Below are 26,362 nucleotides of genomic sequence, written 5' to 3' on the forward strand. Positions count from 1 at the left end.
ACAGCCTTTCCTTCGAAGGGAACGATAAGTGCTTCTTGCCCCGCCTTTGCGACCTTCCTTGCCGATCGCGCTTGAGCTCCCGCTCATTGCAGCGCAGCCGGGCATCTGGATGGGCGATCAGGTTTCACCGACGCTAAACGCCTTCATCGTTGCACAATATGTGGAGCTGAATGGCGACGTCGATCTTGAATCGCTGCGCCTTGCCATTCGCATCGGACTTTCCGAGGCCGATACAGTTCATGCCCGATTTATCGAGACGGAGGGCCGGCTCTCGCAAATCATTCCTCAACGCATAAATGCTGGGGAGTCGCCCGATCCGGATGTCGTTGACGTCAGCGAAGAACCCGCTCCGGAGGCTGCAGCGCTTGCCTTCATGCGCGCCGATCTGGCGGCGGATCTGCCGTTGGATGGCGACGCGCTGCTTTATCGGCACGCGCTGATTCGTCTCGGTGATACATCGAACGGCGAGCGTTGGTTCTGGTATCAGCGCTACCACCATTTGATGGTCGACGGTTTCAGCTTTGCCGCCATCGCGCGGCGCATCGCCGATATCTACACGGCGCTAAGGCGCCGTAAGCCTTTAAGGGATTCGCCTTTCACCTCCTTCGCCGAGGTCGTCGAAGAATACCAGTCCTACGAGGGCTCGAAGGCGCAGGAAGCAGACCGATTGTTTTGGCTCGGCCACGCCCAAAATCTGCCGACCCCGATCGCATTGTCGCAGCCGAGCGCGAAGACGCCCCAGGCCGGGGCTGTGTCCTTGCCGCTGCGGCGACGAATATCTCTTCCGCCAGACGTTATGACGGCGTTCGAGGCGCAAGGCGCCGCCGTGCGCGTCTCCGGCGTCGAAATGGCGATGGCGGCCGTCTTCGCGTATCTGCATCGGATGAGCGGCGCCACGCGATTGACGGTCGGCATGCCTTTCATGCGCCGCATGGGATCCATCGCGCTCTTCGCCGCAGGTCCTGTCGTCAACGTCCTGCCTGTGCAACTGAGCATCGACCCCTCGATGTTATTGTCGGAGGCGGCGACAGCGCTTGCCTTGGAACTGAGGGCGGTGCGGCGGCGCCAACGGTACGAAGCCGAACAGCTGCGGCGCGATCTCGGGCTGGTCGGCTCGGATCGCTCTCTCTACGGGCCGATGCTCAATCTCAAGATGTTCGATTATCGGCTCGATTTCCATGGCGTCGCGGGCGTAACGCATCAGCTCGCGTCGGGGCCGGTCGAAGACATGGAACTCGATCTTTATGTCGACGACGGCAGGCTGACGATCGATCTCGTCGGCAATTGCGATCGCTACGACGAGCAGGATCTGGAACTGCACGCGAAGAGGCTCGCCTGTCTTGTGGAGCGCCTCGCGGCAGATCCCAAGCTCGCAATCGGCGCGGCGCCGCTCCTGACCGAAGGCGAGCGCGCGCTGATCGCGGCGGCGAACGACACAACGAAAGATGTTCCACGGCTGACGTTATGCGACATGCTTGCCGCCCAGGCGGCAAAGACGCCAGACGCTATAGCGCTCGTTGATCCAGACCATACGCTGACCTACCGAGAGGTTCGGCGGCAGATCTCTCGACTTGCGCAAATGCTTGCAACCGCGGGGGTGGTCGCTGAGGATCATGTCGCGATCGCGCTTCCCCGGATTGTTCACTTAAGTCTTGCGATCATGGCGGTGCTGGAAACGGGCGCCGCCTACCTGCCCCTCGATATCAATTATCCCGACGAGCGACTGGCCTACATGGCTGAGGACGCAGCGCCGCGCGTGATCATCACCAGCGAGAATCTGCGAAGCCGGTTCGAAAGTATGGGACCGGTTCTGATCTTCGATGATCTTGCGCCCGGCGTCGAAGATTATCCTTCAGCGCCAAAGACGGCGCTCACGCTGGGCCACCCGGCCTATATCATCTACACGTCAGGCAGCACCGGGAAGCCGAAGGGCGTCGTTGTTTCTCACGGCGCGGTCGTCAATCTCCTGTACTGGCTTCAAGACGAATATTCGCTGACCGCCGCCGACGTTGCGTTGCAGAAGACGCCCTGCAGCTTCGATGTCTCCGTCGGCGAGTTCTTCTGGCCCTTGACCGGCGGCGCCCGCCTCGTGATGGCTCCGGAAGAAGTCGACCGGGATCCGGAAGCCCTTCTGCAGGTCATCCGCGACTATCGGGTCACGACGATGAATTTCGTGCCGTCGCTGCTGGCCGCCTTTGTCGCCGGCGTTCGGACGACGGCGAACGCCGCGCGTGACGCTGCAAGCCTGCGGGCAGTGTTTTGCATTGGCGAGGCCCTGTCGAAGGAACTCGCCGAAGCCTTCGGAAATCTTTTTCACGCGCCGCTGCATAATGTCTATGGACCGACGGAAGCCACGGTCGAGGTGACGTATCAGCCTGCATTCGGACAGGCGCTCGCCTCGGCGCGGGGACCGGGCGTGCCGATCGGGCGGCCTTTGTGGAACACAGGCTTGCGCATATTGGACGCGCGCTTGCGCCCTGCGCCGATCGGCGTCGCCGGCGATCTCTATCTGACAGGGGCGCAACTCGCGCAAGGCTATTGGCGCCGTGCTTCGCTGACCGCCAGCCGGTTCGTCGCCGACCCCGAAGCCGATGGCGAGCGCATGTACCGCACCGGCGACATCGCGCGCTGGCTGTCCGACGGAACCGTCGATTATCTGGGTCGCAGCGACGATCAGCTCAAAATACGCGGCCAGAGAATCGAACTCGGCGAAATCGAAAGCGCTTTGCGGGATCAGCCTGGCGTCGCGCAGGCGGCGGTGATCGCGCGCGTTCTCGGCCGTGGGGATGCGTCGGCGCTTGCTTCTGACGCTCGACAACTCATCGGCTATGTCACGCCCGCGACGCGCGGCGACGAACTCGACGGCGAAGCGCTGCGCGCGGCGCTGGGCAAGCGCCTTCCTGCCTATATGACGCCGATTGCGATCATGATTTTGGAGGAATTGCCGCTGAGCGCCAACGGCAAGCTCGATCGGAACGCTTTGCCCGATCCGTCTGAAGCGGCTCAGTCGAAAAGCCGCCAGCCGCTTCCTGGACCCGAAGCGATGCTGGCCGATCTTATCGCCGACATCCTGCGCGTAGACCACGTCGGCGCCGATGACGACTTTTTCCTTCTCGGCGGCGACAGCATTTCCGCGATAGGTCTTTGTGCGGCGCTGCGTCGGCGCAGCGCCTTGTTGCGGCCGCGAGACATCTTCGAGTGCCGCAGCGTCGCGCGTATGGCGAAGGCGCTCGAGTCGAAGTCTGAGGTGGCGCCCGCCGAAACTCTTGAGAGCAGCGAAATCAGCGAGGCGGAGCTGGATGCCTTGCGCGAGCGTTACGGTCCTATCGCCGCCGTATTGCCTGCCTTGCCGTTACAAGAAGGACTGCTGTTCCATGCCCGGCTCGGCGAGCAAGCCAGCCGCTACAACGCTATCTCCCGCTTTGATTTCGAAGGTCCGCTTGATGTCGAAAGACTGAAGGATGCGCTGGAGACGCTGCTCCGCCGTCACCCCCAGCTGGCGGCGGTCTTCGATGTTCAGCAGGGCGCGGCGCTGCAAATCCTTCCGCGGCTCGATGAGGGTTCCAGTCTACGTCACTGGCCATGGAAGCGTTGTAAACTCGACGCATGCGATGAAGAGCAGCAGTTCGCGGAACTCGATCGTCTCGAGCGAGCGGAGCTCGACCGCGATTTTCTTGGCGCCGAGGCGCAAGAGCGAATGATGGCGCAGGCGACGCTCGTGCGCCTTGCCGGCGACAGGCATGTTCTGCTCATCTGCTCGCATCATTTGATCGGCGACGGCTGGTCTTCAACGATCATGCTGCGAGAGCTGCTCGGCGCCTATGCGGGTCATGCGCTGCCACCTCTCACGCCCGACTATCCAACGGTCGTGCGTCGCCTCACAAGCCGCGACCCGGCCCCTGCGCGTCTCGCCTGGCGAGAGGCGCTGCAGGGCGCTGCGCCGACATTGCTGTATGAAGACACGAAGCGCTTCGGAGCCATTCATGAATTGCCGCTTCGACTTCGGCCCGGATTCCTGGAAGAACTTGAGACGCTGCGCCGCAGCCGCGGGCTGACGCTCAACTCGCTGATGCAAGGCGTATGGGGCGCTTTCCTTGCAACTATGACGGGCCGCAGCGACGTCGTGTTCGGATCGCCGATGTCGGGACGTTCCGAGGCGATCGAAGGCATCGAAGCGCATATTGGACTTTTCACCAACACGCTACCGGTCCGCTTGCGGCTGCGCCCAGATCAGCCGCTGCTCGAGCAGCTTGTCAATGTCCAGCAGCGCCAAATTCGGCTGCTGGAGCATGACGGCGTTGGGCTTGGCGAAATCCAACGACTGTGCGGCGTCGCGAACCTCTTCGACACATTGCTCGTGGTGGAGAATTATCCGGAAGATGCGAATCTGTTCGCGGCGGACTTCGGCGGTCTGCGATGCGTCGGCGCCCGCAACCGCGGCTATACGCATTATCCTTTGACGCTGATGGTTCTGCCGGGGCGCGAACTGGAGCTGCGGCTCGAATATCGCGAAGGCGTCAAGGAGCCGGAGCGCATTGCCCGCCGTGTGACGAGACTGCTGGAACAGCTCGTCGACCGACCCGATGCGCCGCTCTCTGTGATGGACGTTTTGCTCCCTGATGAGCGAGATCTTCTCGCGCGCGTCAACGCGACGAAGGTGGAAATTCATCCGAGCACCCTGTGCGAGCTGTTGGCGGACCAGGCGCAGCGCACGCCGGACGCCATAGCGCTGGTCGACGGCGATCATGCGCTGTCCTACCGCGAGGTTCGGCGGCAAGTAACGGCGCTCGCGCGCAACTTCGCGGCCATCGGCGTCACGACCGGCGACATCGTCGCGATCGCGCTGCCGCGTTCAGTTCGACTGGTTATCGCGCTGATGGCCGCGCAAGAAGCGGGCGCCGCCTATTTGCCGCTCGACACAAGCTATCCGGAAGAACGTCTTGCGTATATGGCGCAAGACGCTCGACCTCGCCTCATCGTCACGACGCGAGAACTGCAGGAGCGCTTCGAGCAATTGGGCGCATCGCTCGTCTATGATGAGCTGTCGGATGGTCCGAGCGAAGACAGCTTGAACAGAGTCATCCGCCCAAGCCCCGACGATGCGGCCTATGTCATCTATACTTCCGGCTCGACGGGTCGTCCTAAGGGCGTGACTATCTCTCACAAGGCGATCGTCAATCGATTGCGCTGGATGCAGCATGAGTACCGATTGACTGCTGACGACGTCGTCTTGCAGAAGACGCCAAGCAGCTTCGATGTTTCGGTATGGGAGTTTTTTTGGCCGCTGATTACGGGCGCGCGACTCGTCGTCGCGCCGCCGGAAGCACATCGCGATCCGCGCGAGCTGCTTCGGCTCATTCATGACCACCGGATCAGCGTGATCCATTTCGTTCCGTCAATGCTCGCGACCTTCGTCGCGACGGCCAAATCCGAATCCGGCCATGCGGCGGACTCCAGCAGTTTGCGTCTCGTCTTTTGCAGCGGCGAAGCGCTGTCGAAAGAATTGGCCCGGTCCTATGAGACGCTGTTCAGCGCGCCGCTGCATAATCTCTACGGTCCGACAGAGGCGGCTGTCGACGTCACCTATCAACAGGCGTGCGGAGTAGGTGCAGAAGACGCTGCTGAGGCGGCCAGCGTTCCCCTCGGCCGGCCCGTGTGGAACACAGGCTTGCGGGTTCTCGATGGCTGGCTGCGGCCGACGCCAGTCGGAGTCGCGGGCGAACTTTATCTTTCCGGCGTGCAACTTGCCGATGGTTACCTCGGCCGCCGATCGCTCACGGCCAGTCGTTTCGTCGCCGATCCTTTTGCGGACGGCGAGAGAATGTATCGCACAGGCGATATCGTCCGCTGGTTCGGGAGGGGAACCGTCGAATATCTTGGTCGAGGCGACGACCAGATCAAGATCCGCGGTCAGCGGATCGAACTCGGCGAAATCGAAAGCGTGCTGCTGGAGCAGCCTGGCGTCGCGCAGGCCGCGGTCATAGCAAGAGCGACGGGCGAACGCGTGGGCGGCGGCGCCGATGAGCGTCAGTTGATCGGCTATGTCGTTCCATCAAAGGATGCGGAACTCGACGGCGAGGCGTTGCGCGGCGCGCTTTTGCGGCGTCTGCCAGGCCATATGACTCCGACTTCGGTCATCTGCCTCAAGGAATTCCCGCTGAACGCCAGCGGCAAACTTGACAGAAAGGCGTTGCCGGCGCCGGGAAATGGGCTTCAACGCCAAGGCCGCAAGCCGCTTCCGGGAATTGAAACGACTCTTTCAGAAATATTCGCGCGTGTTCTTGGGATCGATGAGGTCAACGCCGACGATGACTTCTTCGCGCTCGGCGGACATTCCTTGCTCGCCATGCAGCTCGCCGCGGCGTTGGAGGCGGAATTCAAGACGCCTGTCTCCGTCGGCGAAGTCATCGTCAATTCGAGCGTTGAACGGCTTGCGCGCGCGCTTTTCGACGAACAAGCGGGCGAAGAGCGCAAGGCGGGTTTCGGCGAAGTGCTGCATCTGCGCTCGGGCGCCGATGCGCCGCTGATCTGCATTCATCCAGCTTCCGGCTTTTCGTGGCAGTTCAGCGTCCTTACCCGCTACCTCCAAAGCGACAGCCCCGTGATCGGACTTCAGTCGCCGCGGCCGAACGGAGTCATCGCCGTCTGCGATACGATGGATGAGGTCTGCAAGAGACATCTCGACACGATCCGCAGCATACAGCCTCGCGGGCCCTACCGCCTGCTTGGCTATTCGCTCGGCGGCGTGGTGGCGCAGGCGATCGCCGCGCGCCTGGTTGAAGACGGCGACGTGGTCGACTTTCTCGGACTGCTCGACACCTATCCGCCGGAAATCCAGGACTGGAGCAGACCGCCGACGGAAGACGAAGAGCGCGAGATCGAGAAGGAGCGCGCGCTGTTCATGAACGCCTCCAAAGACGCTCTCGACTCGGCCTTGGCGAAGGAGAAGGCGGAGATGTTCGGCAATATCATGCGGAACTACGAAGATTCAGTGCGTCTACTCTCCACCGCGAGGACGGCGCGCTATCCCGGAGCGGCGACGCTATTCGTAGCGAGGCGGACCTTGCCGCCGGGAATGGACGTCCAGGAGACCTGGCGTCCCTATGTGGGCCAGCTCAACGTCGTCGACCTGGACTGCGCCCACACGGACATTGTCTCTCCGCGCTCCCTGCAGGCTTTGGGGCCAATCCTCAACGACTTGCTGCGCGACAGAGAGGCGAGGAGCTAGGGGATGGACACTCAGCGCGCCCCAGAAGCGTCGCAAGAGACGCGCAACGAAGGCCATGCCGTGTCGCCGGGTTCATCTCGTGATCCGGCGGGCGCCGTCGCCAAAAACATCGTCAAGAACATCGTCAAGAACAAATCCACTCTGCTGTTGGACCTCAGTCTGCTGCGCGACAATGCGCCATTTCGCACCGTCGTCATCGCCCGAACCCTTTCGGTGTTTTCGCTGGGCATGCTGACAGTAGCGGCGCCCGTCCAAATCCAGGAATTGACCGGCTCGCCTATGCAAGTCGGAATAGCCATGGCGCTGGGCGGCGGCGGCGCCTTCGCCGGGCTGTTGGCGGGCGGGGTGCTCGCGGACCGGTGGGATAGACGCAAGCTCATCCTCTTTGCGCGGTCGGTATGCGGCATTGGCTTCGCGGCGCTCGCCGTCAATGGCTTCAGCGCGTCGCCGTCAGTGCTGGCGATCTATGCGTTGGCGCTATGGGACGGATTTTTCAGCGCGCTCGGCGTTACTGCGCTGCTCGCCGCAACGCCTTTTCTCGTCGGCCGCGAAAATCTTGGCGCTGCCGGCCAGTTCAACATGCTGACGATTCGCATGGGCGGAATCCTCTCTCCGGCGCTCGGCGGGATGGTGATCGCGTCTTTCGGCGTGGGCTGGAATTTCCTTGCAGCCGCGATCGGCGCGCTGCTCACCGTCGCTCAGCTCATGCGGCTTCCACCGATGCCTCCTGCCAGACGCGAACCGCAGCACCCCCTGCGCGCGCTCGGGGCGGGCGTAGGCTATCTTTTCGTTAACAGGCTCGTCGGCGCCGTCGTCGCCGTGGGCGCGCTTGTCAGTCTCGGCGGCGGCGTCCGCATTCTCTTGCCGGCGCTTGCCGAGGACATATACCGCGTCGGGCCGTCGGCGGTGGGGATGATGTATGCCGCAGCGCCGCTGGGCGCGACGGCAGCCGCCTTAACAGGAGGTTGGCTCGGCGGCTTTGCTCGTTCCGGAGCGCTGCTGCTCGCAAGCGGCCCGGCGGCTTTCGTCGCGCTCGGGTCGCTCGGATTTGTCAGCGATCCAGTCGTCGCCTTTATGGCGCTCGCGGGCTTTGGCTATTTGAGCTCGATCGCATCGCTTCTGCAGTTCACGCTTGTCCAACGCCACACGCCGGAACATTTGTTGGGCCGGGTCAATGGTCTATGGGCCGCCCAGGCGGTCACCGGCGATGCTTTTGGCGCGCTTGCGCTTGGAGGCCTGACTCGCGTTTTTCCGCTGACGTCAGCCATTCTCATTTTCAGCCTTATCGCGCTTCTTTCGAGCGGGGCGATGGCGATCGGATTTCGTTCGCTTCGTTTCGCCTCGTCAAAGAGGAGCGAGGATTTGCCTTCGACGAGCGCCGAAAAGAGCGAACGGCCGCAGCCTCAACTCTCGAAGACCGAGAAAGCTTGATGTGCACGCCGTGCATGTCGGCGACGCTTTTTGATGAAGAACGAAATCGATAGCGGTAGGTAGAGGTGCGACATGAATGCGATTAATCTTGCTCCTTCAGTTTCGACCATTGAAGCCAATACCAGCTTTGTGTTCACTTCGCCGCATCGAAGCATCAAAGCATTCGGCATCGCCGAGAGAATTTGTCTTTCGGCGTGCGGCGCGGCGCATTCGGATAGTTTCCTGCAGACGGCCGTGCAGGGCGCAATCAATCGGGCGCGGCAGGCCGGACAGGTAAATCCCATTGTTGCGGGCGCCATTCCTTTCGACATACGGCAGCCCTGCTCACTGTTCGTGCCAATGAGTTATACGGATTTCGCAAGAGGGTCGCTGATGGTCGAGGAGCGACGCTCGGAGCGGGCGCCCACGGTGCTCGGCATGCGTAGCCTCCCCGACAAGGACGCATTCAAAGACGCCGTCACGCGCGCGATCACAAGCTTTCGCGCCGGGAAAATGTCGAAAGCGGTTCTATCCCGCATCCTCGAGATCGAACTCGCGCAACCGGTCGACGTCGCAGCGATCTTGAACGCCTTGGTGAAGCAAAATCCCAGCGGCTATCATTTCAAGGCGCCCTTGACCGATGGGGCGATATTGCTTGGCGCAAGTCCTGAGCTCCTGATCCGAAAGGACGGCGCCGCCATTCGCTCCAATCCCTTGGCCGGTTCGGCCAAACGCAGATCGGACCCGGAAGAGGATCGGCTGGCGAGCCGCACGCTGTTGCAGTCGAACAAGGACAATTTCGAGCACAGGCTCGTCGTGGATGAGATACAGGAAGCGCTGGAGCCCGTATGCAAAGCTCTGACGACGCCCGCTGGGCCAGCGCTCATGAACACGTCGACGATGTGGCATCTCTCGACGTTGATCACCGGCGAGCTGGCGAACCACCACACGTCGGCGCTTCAACTAGCCTGCCGTTTGCATCCGACGCCTGCGGTCTGCGGCTATCCAACCGCCGAGTCGCGGTCGTTGATTGGCGCTCTGGAGCCATTCGACCGCGGCGTTTTCAGCGGCGCCGTCGGATGGTGCGATTCAGAGGGTAATGGCGAGTGGGCGGTGGCGATAAGGTGCGGAACGGTTCACGACAAAGCCATTCGACTCTTTGCCGGCGCCGGCATCGTCGAAGCTTCTGATCCGGAATCCGAATGGGCGGAAACTGAAGCCAAGTTAGGCACGATGCTGCGCGCCTTCGGAATAGAAACGGGGGAGCGCCCGGCATGCCGATAGAGTTCACGCCCTGGCCCGAAGCCTTCGCCCGTAGATATCGCGAGAAAGGCTATTGGCGCGGCGAGCCGCTGACGGAGATTTTGCAGCGCGCCTGCCATCGTCATCCTGGCGCCGTCGCGCTCATTTGCGGCGAGCGACATCTCACTTACGCTGAGTTGGACGCCAAGTCCTCGCGACTTGCGTCAAGCCTCATGCGACGCGGAATAGAGCAGGGCGATACCGCGCTCGTTCAACTTCCCAACGTCGCCGAGTTTTACATCGTTTTTTTTGCGCTGCTCAAAATGGGCGTGGCGCCGGTCAATGCGCTGTTCAGCCACGACAGGCTGGAGATGACCGCCTATGCGCAGCAGCTTCAACCCAAGCTTCTCATCGCGTCCGCCGAACATCGTCTCTTCGCGGACGGCGTCTATGTCACAGGCTTGCGGAGCTTCGCGCCGACATTGAGCGTCGTGGCCATCCACGGACGAACTGAATATGCTGAAAATCTTGAGTCGCTGTGGGAATGTGACTCAGACGGCGCGGCGGACGAACCGCGCCCTTCTGCGGCCGATCAGGTGGCGTTTTTCCAATTGTCGGGCGGCAGCACCGGCGTTCCCAAGCTCATTCCGCGCACCCATGACGACTATTACTATAGCGTGCGGCGAAGCGCGGAAATCTGCGGTCTGACGGCGGAGAGCCGCTACCTGTGCGCGCTACCGGCGCCGCATAATTATCCGCTCAGTTCGCCCGGCGCGCTCGGCGTCTTTCACGTCGGCGGAACAGTGGTGATGGCGCGAAATCCAAGCGCGGATCTCTGCTTCGATCTCATGCGCCGTCACAAGGTAAACTTCACGGCCATTGTGCCGACGATTGCTTCGTTATGGCTTGACGCGACTGTTGACGCCTCTCTGAAAGCGCCGACCTTGAGCGTGATGCATGTCGGCGGCGCGCGACTGAGCGAGACGGTCGCCCGCCGAATTGTCGCCGTCTTCGGCTGTCGGCTGCAGCAGGTTTTCGGCATGGCGGAGGGGCTCGTCAACTACACGCGTCTCGATGATGCGCCCGAGCGCATTTTCACGACTCAAGGCCGGCCGATGAGTCCCGATGATGAGCTGAAAGTCGTCGATGCAGATGGCGAAGAGGTCGCCGCGGGCGAAGTCGGAGAACTGCTGACTCGCGGTCCCTACACGATCCGGGGGTACTATCGCTGTCCCGAATACAACGCCCGCGCTTTCGATGAAGATGGTTTCTATCGCACAGGCGATCTCGTCGTGATGACGGCGGACGGCGATGTGAAAGTCGTGGGCCGCAAGAAGGATCAGATTAACCGGGGCGGCGAGAAGATTCCTGCGGAAGAGATCGAGAATGTGCTGCTTCAGCACGAAGCTGTGGTCCACGCGGCTCTCATTTCCATGCCTGACGCCGTCATGGGGGAGAAAAGTTGCGCTTACATTGTCACGAGCGACGCGGCGCTAAGACCGATCGCCTTGCGCAAGCACCTCCGCAGCCAGGGTGTCGCTGAATTCAAACTCCCTGACCGTTTTGAATTCATCGATCAAATGCCGCTTACCGCCTTCGGGAAGGTCGACAAGCAAACGCTTCGCGACGACATCCAGGCGAAGCTCAACGTCTAAACGCAAACAGGAATTGACCATGGCCATACAATCCCTTGCATCCTACGCCATGCCGGGCCCGGATTCCTTCCGAATAAACAAAGTCAATTGGAGTTTTGCGCCCGAGCGCGCGGCGCTGCTGATCCACGACATGCAAGACTATTTCGTCGGCTTCTACGGCGAGGAAAGTCCACTCGTCGATCAGCTCGTTTCGAACATTCGTAGGCTGCGCGCCTTTTTCAGGGCCCACGGCGCCCCCGTGATCTATACGGCTCAGCCCATTGAACAGAGCGACGAAGATCGCGGCTTGCTAAATGACATGTGGGGATCTGGTCTGAACGCCCAACCGCATAGACGCAAAATTGTTGAGCCTCTATTGCCGGACGCCGGGGAGACAGTGCTGACGAAGTGGCGCTACAGCGCCTTCAAGCGTTCGTCGCTGGCCGAGATGATGAAGGACATGGGCAGAGATCAACTGGCGATCTGCGGCGTCTACGGCCACATCGGTTGTCTGTCGACGGCGCTCGACGCCTTCATGCATGACATCAAGCCTTTCATGATCGCCAACGCTATCGGCGATTTCTCGCTCGAAGATCATCTCATGACTCTGAACTATGTCGCCGGACGCTGCGGCATGGTGATCGGCGTCGACGACGTGCTCGCCGCGCGAAACACGCATTCTGCGCCTCTGACCAGAGAAGACCTCAAAAAGCAGCTCTTGTCGGCGCTCGATGTCGAGGAGTCAGACTTCGACCCCGACGAAAACCTTATCGATTACGGCCTCGACTCGGTGCGAGTCATGATGCTGGTCACCGAATGGCGCAAGCTCGGCATAGATGTGGGTTTTGACGAGCTGGCGAAAAAGCCGACCTTGAATGGCTGGTGGGACATCATCGATCGCCGGCTCGCAGCGGTCGTCTCCGCGTGACGTCTCGGCGGTTGCGAATGGATTTTTCAGGAAAGCGGATCTGGGTCACCGGCGCCGGCCAGGGAATTGGCTATGCGACGGCCGCTCAATTCGTGGCGCTCGGCGGCGACGTTGTCGGGCTGGACAAGACGTTCGCGGGCTCGATCTATCCTTTCGCGACCGTGCGCCTCGACGTCAGCGCGCGCGATCAGGTACAAGAGACCTGTCGGGCTTTGCTGAAAGAGCGTCCGAGATTGGATGTGCTGGTTAGCGCCGCAGGCGTGCTGCGTCTTGGTTTGACGGAAGAGCTGAGCCTGGATGATTGGGCCGCGTGCATGAACGTCAACGCGTCCGGCCCCTTCCACCTGTTTCAGCAGACCATTCCGCAGTTCAAACGGCAGCGCTCGGGGGCGATCGTCAGCGTCGGCTCCAACGCCGCGCATACGCCGCGCATGCTGATGAGCGCCTATTGCGCCTCGAAGGCGGCGCTGACCAGTCTGACGCACTGCGTGGGCTTGGAGCTCGCGCCGTATGGCGTTCGCTGCAACCTCGTATCCCCTGGCTCCACTGACACCGCCATGCAGCGCTCCATGTGGCGCGCGGCAGACGCCGAGGCGCAAGTGATCGCTGGAGACCTTGAGTCCTTCAAATTGGGAATTCCGCTGGGAAAGATCGCTGCCTCCGAGGAGATCGCAAGCGCCGTCGTGTTTCTTGCGTCGGATCTTGCCAGCCACATCACGCTTCAGGACCTTGTCGTGGACGGCGGCGCGACGCTTGCCGCTTAACGGCTGATCGACGCACCGCCGGCGGGCCTCCGACATGCCTGCCGGACGTCCGCCCGCCGTCATGCCCGTCCCGCAGCCGAGGCAGAGCGGGCGCAGCACCGACATCTGCGCCTCGGCGTTGGTCTTTGGCGAGACCGCTTCGACAAGTTATAAATCACCAGCGCGATTGCGACACTCAAGCTTTAGAGCGCCAGCCCCTGGCCGGAATGATGATCAAAATCAACATCCTAATGTCAACGATGTTAGCCTGCTTGGCCATCGTTGTGTCCACGCCCGCATGCCCGGAAACCAGCTCCCCTCCCGCGAAAAAGATGCAGGTTGTGGTGTTGGAAAGTCCGCCGTTCGTCATGAAGACCGACCAGGGATTCACTGGATTTGCGATCGACCTGTGGGAGGAGAGCGCCAAACGCATGGGCTTGGATTACGAATATCGGGAAGCATCAACTCTCCAAGAGCTTCTCGATTCAGTAACCACGGGAAAATCCGATGTTGCCGTCACCGAGTTGACGATAAACGCCGAGCGGATGGAGCGAATGGATTTTTCCCAGCCGTGGTTCGATGCGGGCTTGCAGATGATGATTCATCAAGCGCCCCCCGCTGGTTTCTGGAGTTTCTTCAAGCAGCTTGAGGAGAACGGCCATCTTAGAGTGTATCTTTGGATGGGGCTCGGCGTGATCGTCGCTTCTTTTCTCCTTACGGCGCTGGACAGGCGCCTGGACCCCGAGTTTCCAGCGGAGTGGAAACAGGGCTTTTCCGAGAGTTTTTATCACGTCCTCTCGGTGCTGACGTCTGGGAAGACAAATCACAAGCTGGTGTTCGGAAGTTACGGGACGATGATCGCAGGTCTCTGGCTCGTCATGGGCGCGGGCGTTGTGGCTTACATAACCTCCTCGATCACCAGCGTCATGACTGTAAACTCTCTGGAACGGCGCATATGGGTCGCAGACAAAGGCAGGATCGAGGATTTAACGGATCTTAAAGGCAAGATTGTTGGCACGCTCAGCGGGAGCGTCGCGAACATGTATGTCGCGAAGGCGGGGCTGTCCGGCCGGGGATTCAGCACCCTCGGCAGTCTCGTCAATGCGCTAGCGGAAAATCGCGTGGATGCGATCGTCGGCGACCAGCCTTCCCTCGTTTATCACCTACATCAGCACCCTGATTTACCCGTGATCGCCGTAGGTAAGGTCGTAAGACACGAAAAGTATGGGTTCGCCCTGAAGGCCGGGAGCCCAATCCGTCTGAAGCTCTCGAAACAGGTGATGCTCGCCTGGGAGACCGGCCTGATAGACCGTTTACGAAAAAAATATCTTGGCGGCTGAGCGCGCACGAAACGACGTGGCGCAATTGCGAATTAAGAGATAGCGTGTCGCCGATAACTACAGGAGAACTTATGGCACACTTTCGGATTTTGGTGACCGCGGCTACACTTGGTCTTGGTTTTGCTTTCGCGCCTACAGCATCGAACGCCATGCCGGCGGCCTCGGTGAATGCTGCGGTTCAGGCTCCGATCGAGAAAGTTTATGGGGGATGTGGCGTTTACGGACACCGTGGCCCATATGGCGGTTGCCGGGCTGGCGGGCAGGCTACTGGGCGCTATCGCAGGTAAGCGCTATTCTTTGGCCAATGCAAAGCACCCGAGGACTTGACCTCCTCCGGGCGACGCACTTGAGACCTGGTTGGCGAGTTTAAGACGGGCTCTCAAGATTCTAAAGGAGGGGCGCTGGCTGCTGCGCCCTTTCCGCTTTGAGTTCTTTGGGAGGGAGCCTTTGGCTGGCGCTCCATTTTTTGGAAGAGATTGCGCTGCACTCCGCAGCCTGGAAACGCCTCAACTCCGCTGACGACCGCCTATAGCCTAGCGTGACATCGGGTAAGCAGGTCGACGATTAGATAGACCTTCGTCGCCCAGAGTTCGGAGCCGCGGTATTCGCGGCGCAAGTAGTAGAAGGGCGCCTATCGACGCGGAGCCAATGTCCGCGTATCGAGGGCGGGTACGATCGCTTCGAGGATTTTCCGTGACATCAAATACAGATCAGCCGAATACGACCGAACTCGCCGCCGAAATCGTGGCGGCCTTCGTTTCTCGCAATTCGCTTCCGGTGTCGGAGCTTCCCGCTCTGATCTTGTCCGTGGATGCGACGTTGCGCCGCCTCGCCACGGGCGCGCCGGTGACGCCGGCTTCGCCAGCCGAGCAACCCACGCCCGCCGTCTCCATCCGTAAGTCGATCACCGCGGACCATCTGATCTGTCTGGATGACGGGAAGCGGTTCAAATCGCTCAAGCGGCATCTCGCAACGCTGGGGATGACGCCGGAGGAGTATCGCGCCAAATGGGGCTTGCCCGCCGACTATCCCATGGTCGCGGCGAATTACGCGGCGCGGCGCTCGGACCTGGCGAAGAGCATGGGGCTCGGTCAGTCGCGCGACAAGGCGGCCCCGGCAAAGCGCGGGCGCAAGCCGAAGGCGAGCGCTTAAATTGGTGAAGCGGGTGGTGATCTGAGAGGCATTGCCCGTCCCAAAACGCTCGTGATCGGCCTTATCCACCGAGGCGCCTATGAAACCGCTTCTTCCCTGCAGCGGCATTCAACGCATGGGTCTTTGCACCACGCGTCGCGAATCAGCCTTTTGGCGGCTTTGATCGCGAGGGCAGGGTCACTTCGATGTAAATCGAGGTTGAGATGGACGCGCAGGAAATCGGCCCAGCGAAACTCGGCGAAAGGCGCATGATCCTTCGGGCATCCGCAGTCCCGGCGCAGTCGGGCTATGAGGCTCCGGAACGGATCGTCCGCCAAGTCCTGGAGCGCGTGCGGCAACTCCGAAAGGGTCCGCGGCGCGCCGCTAGAGCAAACCAAGCCGCGTTTTCGTAGCGCCACGAAAAACTGATTAGCATCGAGGCTGGACAGGTCTTCGATCTGACGCACTGAAACTAAGTCGATGCTCTCCTGAAGAAGCGCGAGCGCCATGTGATGGCCGTCAATCAGGAAATATTGCGCGCCAGGTCCGCATACAGCAGGAAAAGGGTGAGACGCGAGAAAACGGAGTTTTTCTCCAGCCGACAAGGCTCGCCACTTCGCGCGCTTAGCGCCGACCTCCTCATATCCGACCGCTGTCTGGGTCGGTCGCAGCTGCGCAAGCTTGACTGAAACAGTTTTCGCGGCGGCTTCCATTCTTGGCAACCATTCTGACGCCGTCTTTGACGTGGCCACGCCGGCTCGCGCTCACAAAGCGCTTGTGGGGGTAGGGGAAACGGTCTGGCCAGATCCCGCTGAAGAAAACGCCCAGACTGAGCGGGCGCATTCAGGAAGGAGTCCAGCTGATCCTGTGAGCGAACCGCCGTCTGCTGCAATGCGGTCATTCGACGCGCGGATCAGCCTGCCGGTTTTCCTTCGGCTCAATATGAAGAGCCTTGGCGAAGCTTTGGAAAGCGGCGATCGACGTAGATCGTCGACGCGCTGCCTGCTCCCTTGCCGGAAACGGAACGGATCAGATAGAGTTGCGCACATGTCGGCGTGCCGCTGGCTTCAGCGCAACTTTCATGGGGACGCTTTGATATGACTGGGCTTCTCACGCCCGTTTTTGTGCTTGTCTCATTGGCCTTCACATTGCTGTTCTGGTTGGGAGGATCGCGCTATTTGAGCATCCGAAATCGGGAAGTGAGAGTTTCCGAGATTGCGCTAGGCCAGCCGGCATGGCCCAGTCGTCTGACTCAGATTGATCGCGCCTATCACAATCAATTTGAGCTTCCCCTCCTGTTTTATGCGCTCGTCGGCCTCGTCATCGTCACCGGCGCGCAACCCTCGGGCTTCCGATTTCTCGAATGGCTATTCGTGATCCTGCGTCTCGCCCATGCCTATGTTCACGTGACGTCGAATCAGCTGCGCGCAAGATTTTTGCTGTTTGCCGCCGGGGCGACGACGCTGCTCGCGATGTGGGTCCTGTTTGGCGTCCGCCTTTTTGGCGGCGGTAATTAGATTGTTGCGCAGACGTTCGTCGCGCGCGCGCCGCTATCGCGAGACATCTGCTTCGCCATTCGGCGACAACGACCGATTGCGCCTCGTGAGTAGTCTGACCCACGGCCAATCGGCGCAAGCTTGAGATGGTAGGCGTCGAGCGACCGCTTTGACAGTCCTCTGACCATTACTATTTTACGCTCATGGATCTGCCGATCGGCGAACTGTTCATCTTGGGCTTTCGCGACCCGCTCATACCTGGCTGGCTGCAGGATTTTGCCCGTCACTTCGGCTTGGGCGGAGTCATTCTTTTCGACTACGACTGTACTGATCGGAAATTCGAGCGGAACGTCTATGGCCCGGCTCAGCTTGAGGAGCTTTGCGAGCGTCTTCACGCTCTCCCCTCGCGCCCCCTCATTTTTATCGATCAGGAAGGCGGCAAGGTCCGCCGGTTGAAGGAAGAGCGGGGCTTCCTCCCGCTGCCCAGCGCCCGCCAATTCGGGCGATTGACCCCTGCGGAGCGGCAGGCCGTTTTACGCCCGTCCTATGCGCAAATGCGACAGATCGGCATCGATGTGAACCTGTCGCCGGTCGTCGATCTCGACATCAACCCCGACAGCCCGGATGTGGGGTCCGTCCAGCGCAGCTATTCAAGCGATCCCAAGGTTGTAAAGGCATGCGTGGAGGCGCTGGCGGAAGTCGCCGGTTCGGTGAATTTGAAACTTTGCCTGAAGCACTTCCCCGGTACCGGCGGCGCGAAGGTCAATCCCCACGACCACGTCATGGATCTTTCCGAGTGCCTCACGGACGCACAAGTCGACGTGTTCCAGGAGCTGATCTCGCGCGTGCCGATGGTTCTGTTCAGTCACGGCATCGTCAACCAATGGGAGAAAGACACGCCCGTCTGCCTCTCCGCCGTCGCGGTGAATAAAATGCGCGCCTGGGCGCCGGACGCCTGCATCCTGACCGACGATCTGCAAATGCAGGGCGTGCAAAAGCTGATGTCGACGGGCGAAGCCTGCATGAAGGCGGTTCACGCCGGCGCGGATTTCATCCTCATCGGCAACAACATGAAAGACGAGCAGGAGCAGGCGGCGGAATTCGCGCGGCGGCTGCTCTCGGCCTGTAAGCAGGATGCGTCCATGCGGGCGCACGCCGAGGCCTCCATCGAGCGAATTAGAAAGCTGAAATTCGGATGAAGCGCGGAGCGCGCCGAGCCACAAACTGGCGCGATTGAGCCCTAGTCGTGCGTCACATCCTCCCGAATGTTCTCGCGAAGGTCCGCCGCCTTTCGCCGCTCGACCATCAAGCTCATGGCGCGACGTAAATGGCCCTCGGCCTCATCCAGCGCCGCCGCCGCCTCGGCGAGCCCGTAACCCTGCAGCAGCAGAAAGGCGAGCTTCACGCTTCCGCCTGCGCGATGCAAGGCCTCATGGATCTCCTCGTCGCCGCGGCCGGTCAGCCGGGACAGGATTTTTTCGCTCCGTCGGACCAGTTTCTTGTTCGACGCCTGCACGTCGACCATGAGGCCGTCATAGACGCGCCCGAGCAGGATCATGACGAGTGAAGACAGCAGGATAAGCGTGATTCGCTGGGCGGTTCCCGCCTTCATCCGCGTCGAGCCGGCGATCGGTTCCGCGCCGGTTTCGAGAAAAATCGCATAGTCGGCCTCCTGGAGAAGCGGCGTCCCGCGATTGTTCGCGACGCCGATTGTCAGGGAGCCTCTGTTTTTCGCCTCGCGCAAACAGGCGAGCGTAAAAGGCGTCGTGCCGCTTGCGGCCACCGCGATGGTGACGTCGGACGCCCCAATCTCATGGCGCCGAACCAGTTCGATCGCCTGATGGTCCTGGTCTTCGGCGCCTTCAACAGCGTGTAGCAGGGCGGTCTGTCCGCCCGCCATCAGGAGCAGAAGTCGATCTTGCGGCCAGCCGAAGGTCGGCATGAGCTCCGCCCCGTCCTGAGCAGCCAAGCGGCCGGATGTGCCGGCGCCGACGTAAACGAGCCGTCCGGGTCCGCGCAGCCGGCGCTCAATCGCTAGCGCCGCCCGCTCGATCGCGGGGCGCGCGGCGCGAACGGCGGCGACGGCGGAAAATTGCCCTTCGATCATGGAATCCAGGATCTCGGCCGGTTCCCAGACGTCGATTTTGGCATAGCGCGGACTTTGGCGTTCGGTCTCCGTCGGGCACATCGGCGCATTCCAGGTGATAAGCCGCATATGGCCAAATGGTGGGGAGAGTTCAAGCTAAGCTTCCTGTCAGCCAGCTCATGACGCCGGCGCCGACGCGGGAGCTGCGCTGGAACTTGCTTTCCCGCGCGTCCGGCTCAATCTCTGTGCTGATGGGTTTGACCGAAAGCCTAAACCAATGACCGTCCTCGACGCGCAGATGATTTCCGATATGCGAGAGGCGCCGGCGGCCGTGCGACGGCAGGGTGACGGGCTCGCCGAGGTTCTCCCAGTTCTCGCGGATCGGTTACGGCGCAAGCCGCCGCAAGTCGTCGTCACCTGCGCGCGCGGCAGTTCAGCGCACGCAGCGACCTTCGGCAAGCATCTGATCGAGCGATACATCGGCGTCGTGGTGGCGCCTGCCGCGCCCAGCATCACGACGATCTATCATCGGCCTCTGCGCCTGGCTGACCAGCTCTTTCTGGCGATTTCACAGTCGGGCGAAAGCAGCGACATCATCGAACAGGCCGCTGCGGCGCGCTCTTGCGGGGCCGTGACCGCCTGCATCACAAATGACCCGGCGAGCGGACTGGCGCAGGCTTGCGAATTCCTGTTGCCGATGGCGGCGGGCCCCGAGCTCAGCATCCCCGCGACCAAGACCTTCATCGCATCGGTGGCGGCGCTCGCCCGACTGGTCGCCTTTTGGGCCGAGGACAAGCCGCTCGCGAACGCGCTGACGGCATTGCCGGATCGTCTCGCCGCCGCCGGCGATCTCGACTGGAGCTGCGTCCTGGAGAAGATCGCAGGCGCCGAAAGCCTCGTCACGATTGGACGGGGTCCCACACTCGCCATCGCGCGCGAGGCCGCCCTGAAATTGAAAGAAACCTCGGATCTCCACGCGGAGTGCTTTTCGTCGGCCGAATTCCTCCACGGCCCGGTCGCTCTGGTGGCGCCCGACTATCCCGTGCTCATGTTTGCGCCGACCGACGCCGCCGCCGCCGGGATGACGCAGCTCGCCGCGGATCTCAGGGCAAAGGGAGCCGCGGTCTTCATCACCTCATCGGAGGCGGGAACGCCGGACCGGCTTCCGGCCTTGTCCCCTGAACATCCCGAAACCGACGCGATCTGTCTGATCCAGAGCTTCTACGCCATGGTCGTGCGGCTGGCCGCGATGCGCGGAAAGAACGCTGACCGGCCGCGCCACCTGCGCAAGATTACGCGCACCCGATGAACGGCTGCTCTCGACGCGCGGTGGCCGCGGACGTCGTCTTCGACGGCGAAAAAAAACATCACGACTGTGCCGTCGTGATTGAAGGTCAGCAAATCGCGGCGCTGACGCGGCGATCGGATCTTCCTTCTTCGATTGAAGTCTACAACGTCCCCCAAGGCGCATGGCTCGCGCCGGGCTTTATCGACATTCAGGTCAACGGCGGCGGCGACGTCCTTTTCAACGCCGATCCGACGCCCGCCGCTTTGGCGAAGATGGCGCAGGCGCATCGCAAGTTCGGCGTGACGTCGTTTTTGCCGACGCTCATCACCGACAGCGATAAGGCTATGGCGGCGGCGCTTGACGCGGTCAGCGCGATCATGCCGCGCGAGCCCGGCATTCTCGGAATTCATCTCGAGGGCCCTTTTCTCTCTCCGCAAAAACCGGGCGTTCATCGGCGAGAGTTTATCCGCCGTCCACAAGCCCATCATCGCCAGATGCTCGGCGCGTTTCGTGCGGGCGTCTTGCTGGTGACGCTCGCGCCCGAGGATGCGCCCGACGGCTTCATCGCCGAACTTGTCGCTGCGGGCGCGAAGGTCTCGCTCGGTCATTCGATGGCGACTTATGAGCAAACCCGCGCCGCAATGGCCGAGGGCCTGACGGGCTTCACGCATTTGTTCAACGCGATGCGTCCGCTTTCCGCGCGCGAGCCCGGACCTGCCGCGGCGGCGCTCGAATCGCCCGACGCCTCTTACGGGCTCATCGTTGACGGCGAGCACGTCGCCCCCGCCATGCTGGGATTGGCGATGCGCGGCGTCGGGCGTCCCATGCTGGTGAGCGACGCCATGCCGCCGGTCGGCGGGACGAAAGTCGAGTTCAATCTCCTTGGCGCGCGGATCATGGTCCGCGACGGCAGTTGCCGCACGCAGGAGGGCGCGCTTGCAGGATCGTCGATCGAGATGGCGAGCGCGGTTCGCAACTGCGTGCGGCTTCTCGGACTGCCTCTGGAGCAAGCCCTGCGCTGCGCCTCTCGCCACCCTGCCGAGTTTCTAGGTCTCGGACGCTCGCTTGGCCGCCTCGCGCCGGGATATCGCGCCGACATGGCGGCGTTCGACCCGACGGATATTTCGGTCTCCGCCGCCTGGGTCGCCGGCGAAAGATCGGATTATTGTCCCGGAGCGTAGCTCGTTGGCCGATCTAGGTGCGCGACCGCCTCGCTCAAGCGAATCTTGCGCATCCACAAAAGTGCTTGCCGGGCGAAGAACTCTATCGCAGACCTATCTGACTTATCGATCCATTCAATGGATTGGATCAAGCTCGCTGCGCGCATAGGGAGAGACCGATGTCTGCCGATCAAAACTTCCCGTCGGAAAAAGTGGTGTCGGAACTCGCCGCGCCGCAGGGTGTGCGGCCTCTCAATCAGCGTGGCCGGGTGGAACGTCGAGAGGTGCTGCGCGCCGGCGCCGCCGGAATCATCGGGACCATTTTCGGCGGCAAATCCGCCAATGCGACAGGGCTGTTCTCACGCCTGATGGGAGACACGGCGTCGGCGGCGGAGGCGAGCGCGCCGCGTCTTGCGACGCTTGGCGACTACGTCTGGCTCACGCCGACGAAGCTCGGCGGGGGCGCTCAGGTGCAGGATCTTGCGACCGGCAAGACAATGGCCTGGATCGAATATTGGAATTACGGCGACAGCTGCCCGATCGCTCATCATCTCGCGGCCTTTCCTTCGGCCGACCCGCGCAAAGGCTTCGAGTTCGTAAACTCGACCCAGGGTGCGCAGAACGTGCTGATTTATGGCATCCCCACGCAGATCCGGGAACATGGAATGCTCGATCCTTTGTGGGGTCAGGGCAATCAGATCTATCGCGTCGGCTTCGACGGGCAGCAGATGAGTTTGCTCGAGAACGTCGCCGAGACCACAGGGATCGGACTTGGCGTGCACACCGTCATCTTCCCGGATGCGTCTGGTTTCACGGTCGCGGACGGACAAAAGGATGTGGTCGCCTTCTTCAATCGCGCGACCGGAAATCAGAAGACGACGGTGATCGACGCCTTCCGTTTCGACTGGCGTGGAAACGAGCCGGACGGCGTGCTCGAGGACAACTGGTTCAAGGGAGGGACCGTTCGCGTTTCCCGTCTCGTAAAGGCGCCCGACACCGGGCTCTACGATTATCGCGGCGTCAAGGGAAACAAGCTCGATTGGGAGATGGTGCCGATGGGCGAGTATCTCGCCTATTCGGGACAGCTTCCGGGCGACTCGGTGAAGACGCTGACCGGCGCCGATAATTGCGTCCACCATCCGATCCATCCGCTCTCGCTGGTGACGCTTCGCATGTTCGCCGTCGGCGTCGTCATCGACCGCACGACGATGGAGCCGGTTGCGTGTATTTCTTCTCCGGACGGCACGACCAAGGAAAGCATTCCGGTCAAGAAAATCGCCGACGGCATTTGGGACATCAAGCTGGATAATGTCGTGTCCTCCGGACACGAATGCGGCTTTGGACCACACGGCAAATGGTTCACCATGACGAACAACACCCGCCAAAACAGCATGGGCGTGTTCGATTGTTCGGACCGCGATCCGCGCAACTGGAAGCGAGTCGCCGAGTTCAAGGATTCGCACTGGGTCGGCTCGACGCCGAGCCCGTTCCACATCACCTATTCGATGGACGGCTCAAAGATGTTTGTCTCAGAGCTGCATCGCAAGCCGGCGAAAAGCGCCATCGTCGTCGTCGACACCAACACCTGGACGACAATCAAGCGCTTCGAGAATGTGGGCGTTGACCTGCAGACGATGCATGTCACCTATGACGGCAAATATGTGCTCGCAATCTTCAGCGGATTCCAGCGGCTCGAAGGAGGAACCTTCGTCTTCACGCAGGATACGCTGGAGCCCGTCGGTTATATTCCGAACTTTGGCGGTCACCACGACTGCGTTATTGTTCCGCGAAACAATGAGGAACTGATCCACAGCCGCTGCACCACGGTCTGACGGGAACGGCGAACCCGCAAAGGCGACTCGCTTGCGTCCGGCGACGAGCCCCTCAAGCGATCGCTCCTCCTCAACGAATCGGCCCGGCGTCACGCGCCTGACCGCATCGCCCTGCAGATAATGGTTCACCTATGACGAAACGCCATCGCTCGCGCTTCCTGCTGGTGCGGCTCGGCGCTCAGAACGTCGGACGCCGGCTGCTGCGCAGTCTCTTGCTCGGCATGGCGGTGATGATCGCCGTCGGGGTTGTCTTCTCCGGCTTCGTCACCGGCTGGTCGCTGCGAGAAGGAATTTTGACGACCTTTTCGCGAATGGGCGCCGATCTCATTGTCGTGCCGCATGGCGCCTTGGTGAACATCACCAGCACGTTGCTCACAGTGCAGCCGACGGATCTCGATCTGGATGCTGCTCTGGGCGACAAGCTCAGAGCCGTTCCCGGCGTGGCGACGGTCGCCGCGCAGCGTCTCATCCGCGCGAGCGTCGAGGGGCGCGCGATCAATCTAATCGCCTATGATCAGGCGACCGATTTCACCGTCGAATCCTGGCTGCCCGCGGGCGAGAAACCCGTGGCCGCGACCGGGGGCCTGCTCGTTGGGGAGCGGGTCGCGCTGAAGACTGGCGAAGCCCTGACGATTTGCGGTCGGTCGCTGGTCGTGACGGGACGATTGGGCCGAACGGGCGTGGGTCCCTTTGACGAATCCTATTTCATCACCTTTTCCGCGCTCGACGAGCTTGTCGCCGCCGCGATCCGGGCGCGCCCTGCGAACATCCCTGTTCATCCGCCCGCGTCTTCGCCTTCGAAAGGGGATGACGCGACGCATCATGATCACGCCGCAGGACGGGCCGAATGCCTTCCGCCAATCGCGCAGGATCGTGTCTCTGCATTTCTCTTGCAACTGTCGCCCGGCGCCTCGGCGGAGCAAGCGCGTTTCGCCATTGGACAGATCCCGGCCATCAAAATCGTCACGGGCAATCCGATCTTCACCGCCGCGCGCCAATCGCTCGGAAGTCTCTTCGGGGGCGTGGCGATTTTTGCTGGCTTGCTGATGCTGGCGATCTTCTTTCTCGTGTCGTTGTTGTTTTCCGCCATCGTTCAGGAGCGCTATCGTGAACTCGGCGTGTTGCGGGCCATTGGCGCACGGCCGGCGCAGATCATATCCATCACTTTGATCGAGGCGGGGCTCATCACAGGCTTTGGCGGCCTGTTAGGCATCGGCGCGGGTTTCTCGCTGATCTTCGTTTTTGCCCGTTCTCTCGGCTTTTACTTCTCGTCTCTCGGCGTGCCGTTCGACGCGCCGCCTGCCGGAATCATATGGATCGCCGCGGGCGCCGCGGCGCTCTGCGGCGTTACGATCGGCGTCGGAGGGGCTTTCGTCGCCGCTTGGCGGACACGGCGTCTTGAACCCTACGCGATGATCCAGATGGAAAGCGCGCGATGATTCTTTCCGCCACGGGTTTGCGGAAGCATTACGGCGGCGATCCTGGCGTGGACGCGGTAATCTCTGCCGATTTGATCATTGGCGCAGGCGAGTTCGTTTCGATCGTCGGACGATCTGGCTCTGGTAAATCGACGCTGCTCGCCATGGTCGGCGGGTTGACGCCGCCGACGGCGGGCAGGATTCAACTCGCGGGGGACGAGCTCTGGGATCTTCCCGAGGCGCAGCTTGCCGATATCAGGCGAGAGCGGATCGGCTTCGTCTTCCAGTTCCAGAGTCTCCTTCCGAATCTTCGCGCCATCGACAATGTCGCCTTGCCGGCGCTTCTGGGCGACGACGTGACGCCGGAATGCGCCTATGCGCGCGCGCAAGACCTTCTCGCCCGCGTGGGTCTGAGCGATCGGATGACAGCCTTCCCAGGACAGATGTCCGGCGGCGAGCAGCGTCGCGTCGTCATCGCTCGGGCCTTGATCAATGAACCGCAATTGCTTCTCGGGGACGAACCGACAAGCGACCTCGACGAGGAGACGGAAGAAGAAATCTTCACGCTGCTCGACAATTTGCGACGAGAGGAAAATTTCGCAATAGCGCTCGTCACGCACAACCATGCGCTGGCGCAACGCGCTGATCGCATGTTCGAGATGCGGCAAGGAATTCTCCTTCCGAGCGATGCGCCGCGCGCCTTCGTCGCTGCGCCGATCCGGCGCTCCGAACCGTCCGCGCCAAAAACGCCCGCGCCGGTCGGCGCCGATGCAGACGGCGCGCGCGATTTCGAAAAACTTGGCAAGACGCTGTGGGCGACAGCGGGACGCATCTTCGCCGCCGCGGCGCTGTTGTTCATTCTCGCGTCGTCGGCCAATTACGGCGTGGCGCGCTACCAGCAGTATGAACTTGACGCCGGTCGGCAGCGACTCGCCGCCCTCGAAGAACTTGCGACGTCCACTTTGCAGAGCGACATCGCGTCGATTACGCAGCTCGGCGACGGTCGTTATGAGGTGACGATTTATCTTGAGAACACAAAAGCCGAACAACCCATTTACGTCATGTCGCCGAGCGTGCAGGGTTTCGTGCAGGTTGGAGTCGGCTGGCAGGAAGCGCCGCTGACGCCGATCGACGACGCCACCGCCGCGGTGCTGAAAGTCACAGGGCGGCAGCTCTACCGCTTCGTTTTTGAGGCTCGCCTCACGAAATTCACCGAATTGTTGCCCCACTACATGCATGTGCGCTTCAGCAACAGCATGCTTGTCAGTCCCGAGAGCACACCCACGAATGAGTTATTTCAGCGCGTCGACAACTACTATGTCTATCTGAAACCAGACAATGTCGACGACGCGACGATCGCAAAGGATGTTCGGTTTCCCGGGCCGCCGCCGCTCTGGATCTGGATGCCGCCGCACTGACGTCTCTC

General features: G+C 61.6%; 17 protein-coding genes and 1 pseudogene. 16 read left to right on the forward strand and 2 right to left on the reverse strand.

Annotation, left to right across the window (positions count from 1 at the left end; all coding sequences use genetic code 11):
- Positions 1–28: 28 nt before the first annotated feature.
- From IYY11_RS07095 to IYY11_RS07130, 9 genes and pseudogenes are all read left to right on the forward strand, one after another.
- Entirely contained in the window at positions 29–7,228 is a 7,200-nt protein-coding gene (locus IYY11_RS07095) for a non-ribosomal peptide synthetase (protein WP_312029713.1), read from the forward strand.
- A 3-nt stretch (positions 7,229–7,231) separates the two neighbouring features.
- Positions 7,232–8,659, forward strand: coding sequence for an enterobactin transporter EntS (gene entS / locus IYY11_RS07100; RefSeq protein ID WP_196403211.1), 1,428 nt, complete (start codon positions 7,232–7,234; stop codon positions 8,657–8,659).
- A gap of 72 nt (positions 8,660–8,731) precedes the next feature.
- Complete coding sequence (locus IYY11_RS07105; RefSeq protein ID WP_196403212.1) at positions 8,732–9,922, forward strand: isochorismate synthase MenF; 1,191 nt, start codon at positions 8,732–8,734, stop codon at positions 9,920–9,922.
- Positions 9,913–11,535 carry a (2,3-dihydroxybenzoyl)adenylate synthase gene (locus IYY11_RS07110; protein ID WP_196403213.1) on the forward strand — a complete coding sequence of 541 codons (1,623 nt, stop codon included), beginning with the start codon at positions 9,913–9,915 and terminating at the stop codon, positions 11,533–11,535. Before IYY11_RS07105 ends, IYY11_RS07110 begins: the two co-directional genes overlap by 10 nt.
- A 19-nt stretch (positions 11,536–11,554) precedes the next feature.
- The gene (locus IYY11_RS07115; protein WP_196403214.1) at positions 11,555–12,442 is read left to right on the forward strand and encodes an isochorismatase family protein; all 888 of its coding nucleotides are present in this window, start codon (positions 11,555–11,557) and stop codon (positions 12,440–12,442) included.
- Positions 12,443–12,459: 17 nt separating this feature from the next.
- The gene (gene dhbA / locus IYY11_RS07120) at positions 12,460–13,206 is read left to right on the forward strand and encodes a 2,3-dihydro-2,3-dihydroxybenzoate dehydrogenase (protein ID WP_196403215.1); all 747 of its coding nucleotides are present in this window, start codon (positions 12,460–12,462) and stop codon (positions 13,204–13,206) included.
- A gap of 206 nt (positions 13,207–13,412) precedes the next feature.
- Entirely contained in the window at positions 13,413–14,525 is a 1,113-nt protein-coding gene (locus IYY11_RS07125) for a transporter substrate-binding domain-containing protein (RefSeq protein WP_196403216.1), read from the forward strand.
- Between the two features lie 188 nt (positions 14,526–14,713).
- Positions 14,714–14,812: pseudogene (locus IYY11_RS23795) on the forward strand (GCG_CRPN prefix-to-repeats domain-containing protein); the annotation flags it as partial.
- Positions 14,813–15,218: 406 nt separating this feature from the next.
- Positions 15,219–15,677: a MucR family transcriptional regulator gene (locus IYY11_RS07130; protein WP_196403217.1), complete on the forward strand. Its 459-nt coding sequence runs from the start codon at positions 15,219–15,221 to the stop codon at positions 15,675–15,677.
- A gap of 77 nt (positions 15,678–15,754) precedes the next feature.
- On the opposite strand, the gene IYY11_RS07135 is transcribed toward IYY11_RS07130, so the two are convergent.
- Complete coding sequence (locus tag IYY11_RS07135) at positions 15,755–16,369, reverse strand: ParB-like protein (protein WP_196403218.1); 615 nt, start codon at positions 16,367–16,369, stop codon at positions 15,755–15,757.
- A 384-nt stretch (positions 16,370–16,753) separates the two neighbouring features.
- Here IYY11_RS07135 and IYY11_RS07140 point away from each other — a divergent pair, with 384 nt between their 5' ends.
- The gene (locus tag IYY11_RS07140; protein ID WP_196403219.1) at positions 16,754–17,173 is read left to right on the forward strand and encodes an MAPEG family protein; all 420 of its coding nucleotides are present in this window, start codon (positions 16,754–16,756) and stop codon (positions 17,171–17,173) included.
- A gap of 182 nt (positions 17,174–17,355) precedes the next feature.
- Positions 17,356–18,351 carry a glycoside hydrolase family 3 N-terminal domain-containing protein gene (locus IYY11_RS07145; RefSeq protein WP_196403220.1) on the forward strand — a complete coding sequence of 332 codons (996 nt, stop codon included), beginning with the start codon at positions 17,356–17,358 and terminating at the stop codon, positions 18,349–18,351.
- Positions 18,352–18,392: 41 nt separating this feature from the next.
- Here the strand turns inward: IYY11_RS07145 and IYY11_RS07150 are convergent, their stop codons facing one another.
- Positions 18,393–19,340, reverse strand: a complete 948-nt coding sequence (locus tag IYY11_RS07150; RefSeq protein ID WP_196403221.1) for an N-acetylmuramic acid 6-phosphate etherase — start codon at positions 19,338–19,340, stop codon at positions 18,393–18,395.
- A 175-nt stretch (positions 19,341–19,515) separates the two neighbouring features.
- Between IYY11_RS07150 and IYY11_RS07155 the strand changes: the two genes are divergently transcribed.
- The 5 genes from IYY11_RS07155 (at position 19,516) to IYY11_RS07175 (ending at position 26,354) form a co-directional block, all read left to right on the forward strand.
- On the forward strand, positions 19,516–20,547 hold the full coding sequence (locus tag IYY11_RS07155) for an SIS domain-containing protein (protein WP_196403222.1): 1,032 nt from the start codon (positions 19,516–19,518) through the stop codon (positions 20,545–20,547).
- Entirely contained in the window at positions 20,544–21,707 is a 1,164-nt protein-coding gene (gene nagA, locus IYY11_RS07160) for an N-acetylglucosamine-6-phosphate deacetylase (protein WP_196403223.1), read from the forward strand. The genes IYY11_RS07155 and nagA overlap by 4 nt, the downstream gene beginning before the upstream one ends.
- A gap of 158 nt (positions 21,708–21,865) precedes the next feature.
- Positions 21,866–23,518: a hypothetical protein gene (locus tag IYY11_RS07165; RefSeq protein WP_210331261.1), complete on the forward strand. Its 1,653-nt coding sequence runs from the start codon at positions 21,866–21,868 to the stop codon at positions 23,516–23,518.
- A gap of 131 nt (positions 23,519–23,649) precedes the next feature.
- Entirely contained in the window at positions 23,650–24,957 is a 1,308-nt protein-coding gene (locus tag IYY11_RS07170) for an ABC transporter permease (RefSeq protein WP_196403224.1), read from the forward strand.
- A complete protein-coding gene (locus IYY11_RS07175) occupies positions 24,954–26,354 on the forward strand; it encodes an ABC transporter ATP-binding protein (RefSeq protein ID WP_196403225.1) in 1,401 nt (466 codons plus the stop codon). The genes IYY11_RS07170 and IYY11_RS07175 overlap by 4 nt, the downstream gene beginning before the upstream one ends.
- The last annotated feature ends 8 nt before the right edge of the window (positions 26,355–26,362 follow it).

The sequence above is a fragment of the Methylocystis sp. H62 genome, assembly GCF_015709515.1.
GTDB lineage: Bacteria > Pseudomonadota > Alphaproteobacteria > Rhizobiales > Beijerinckiaceae > Methylocystis.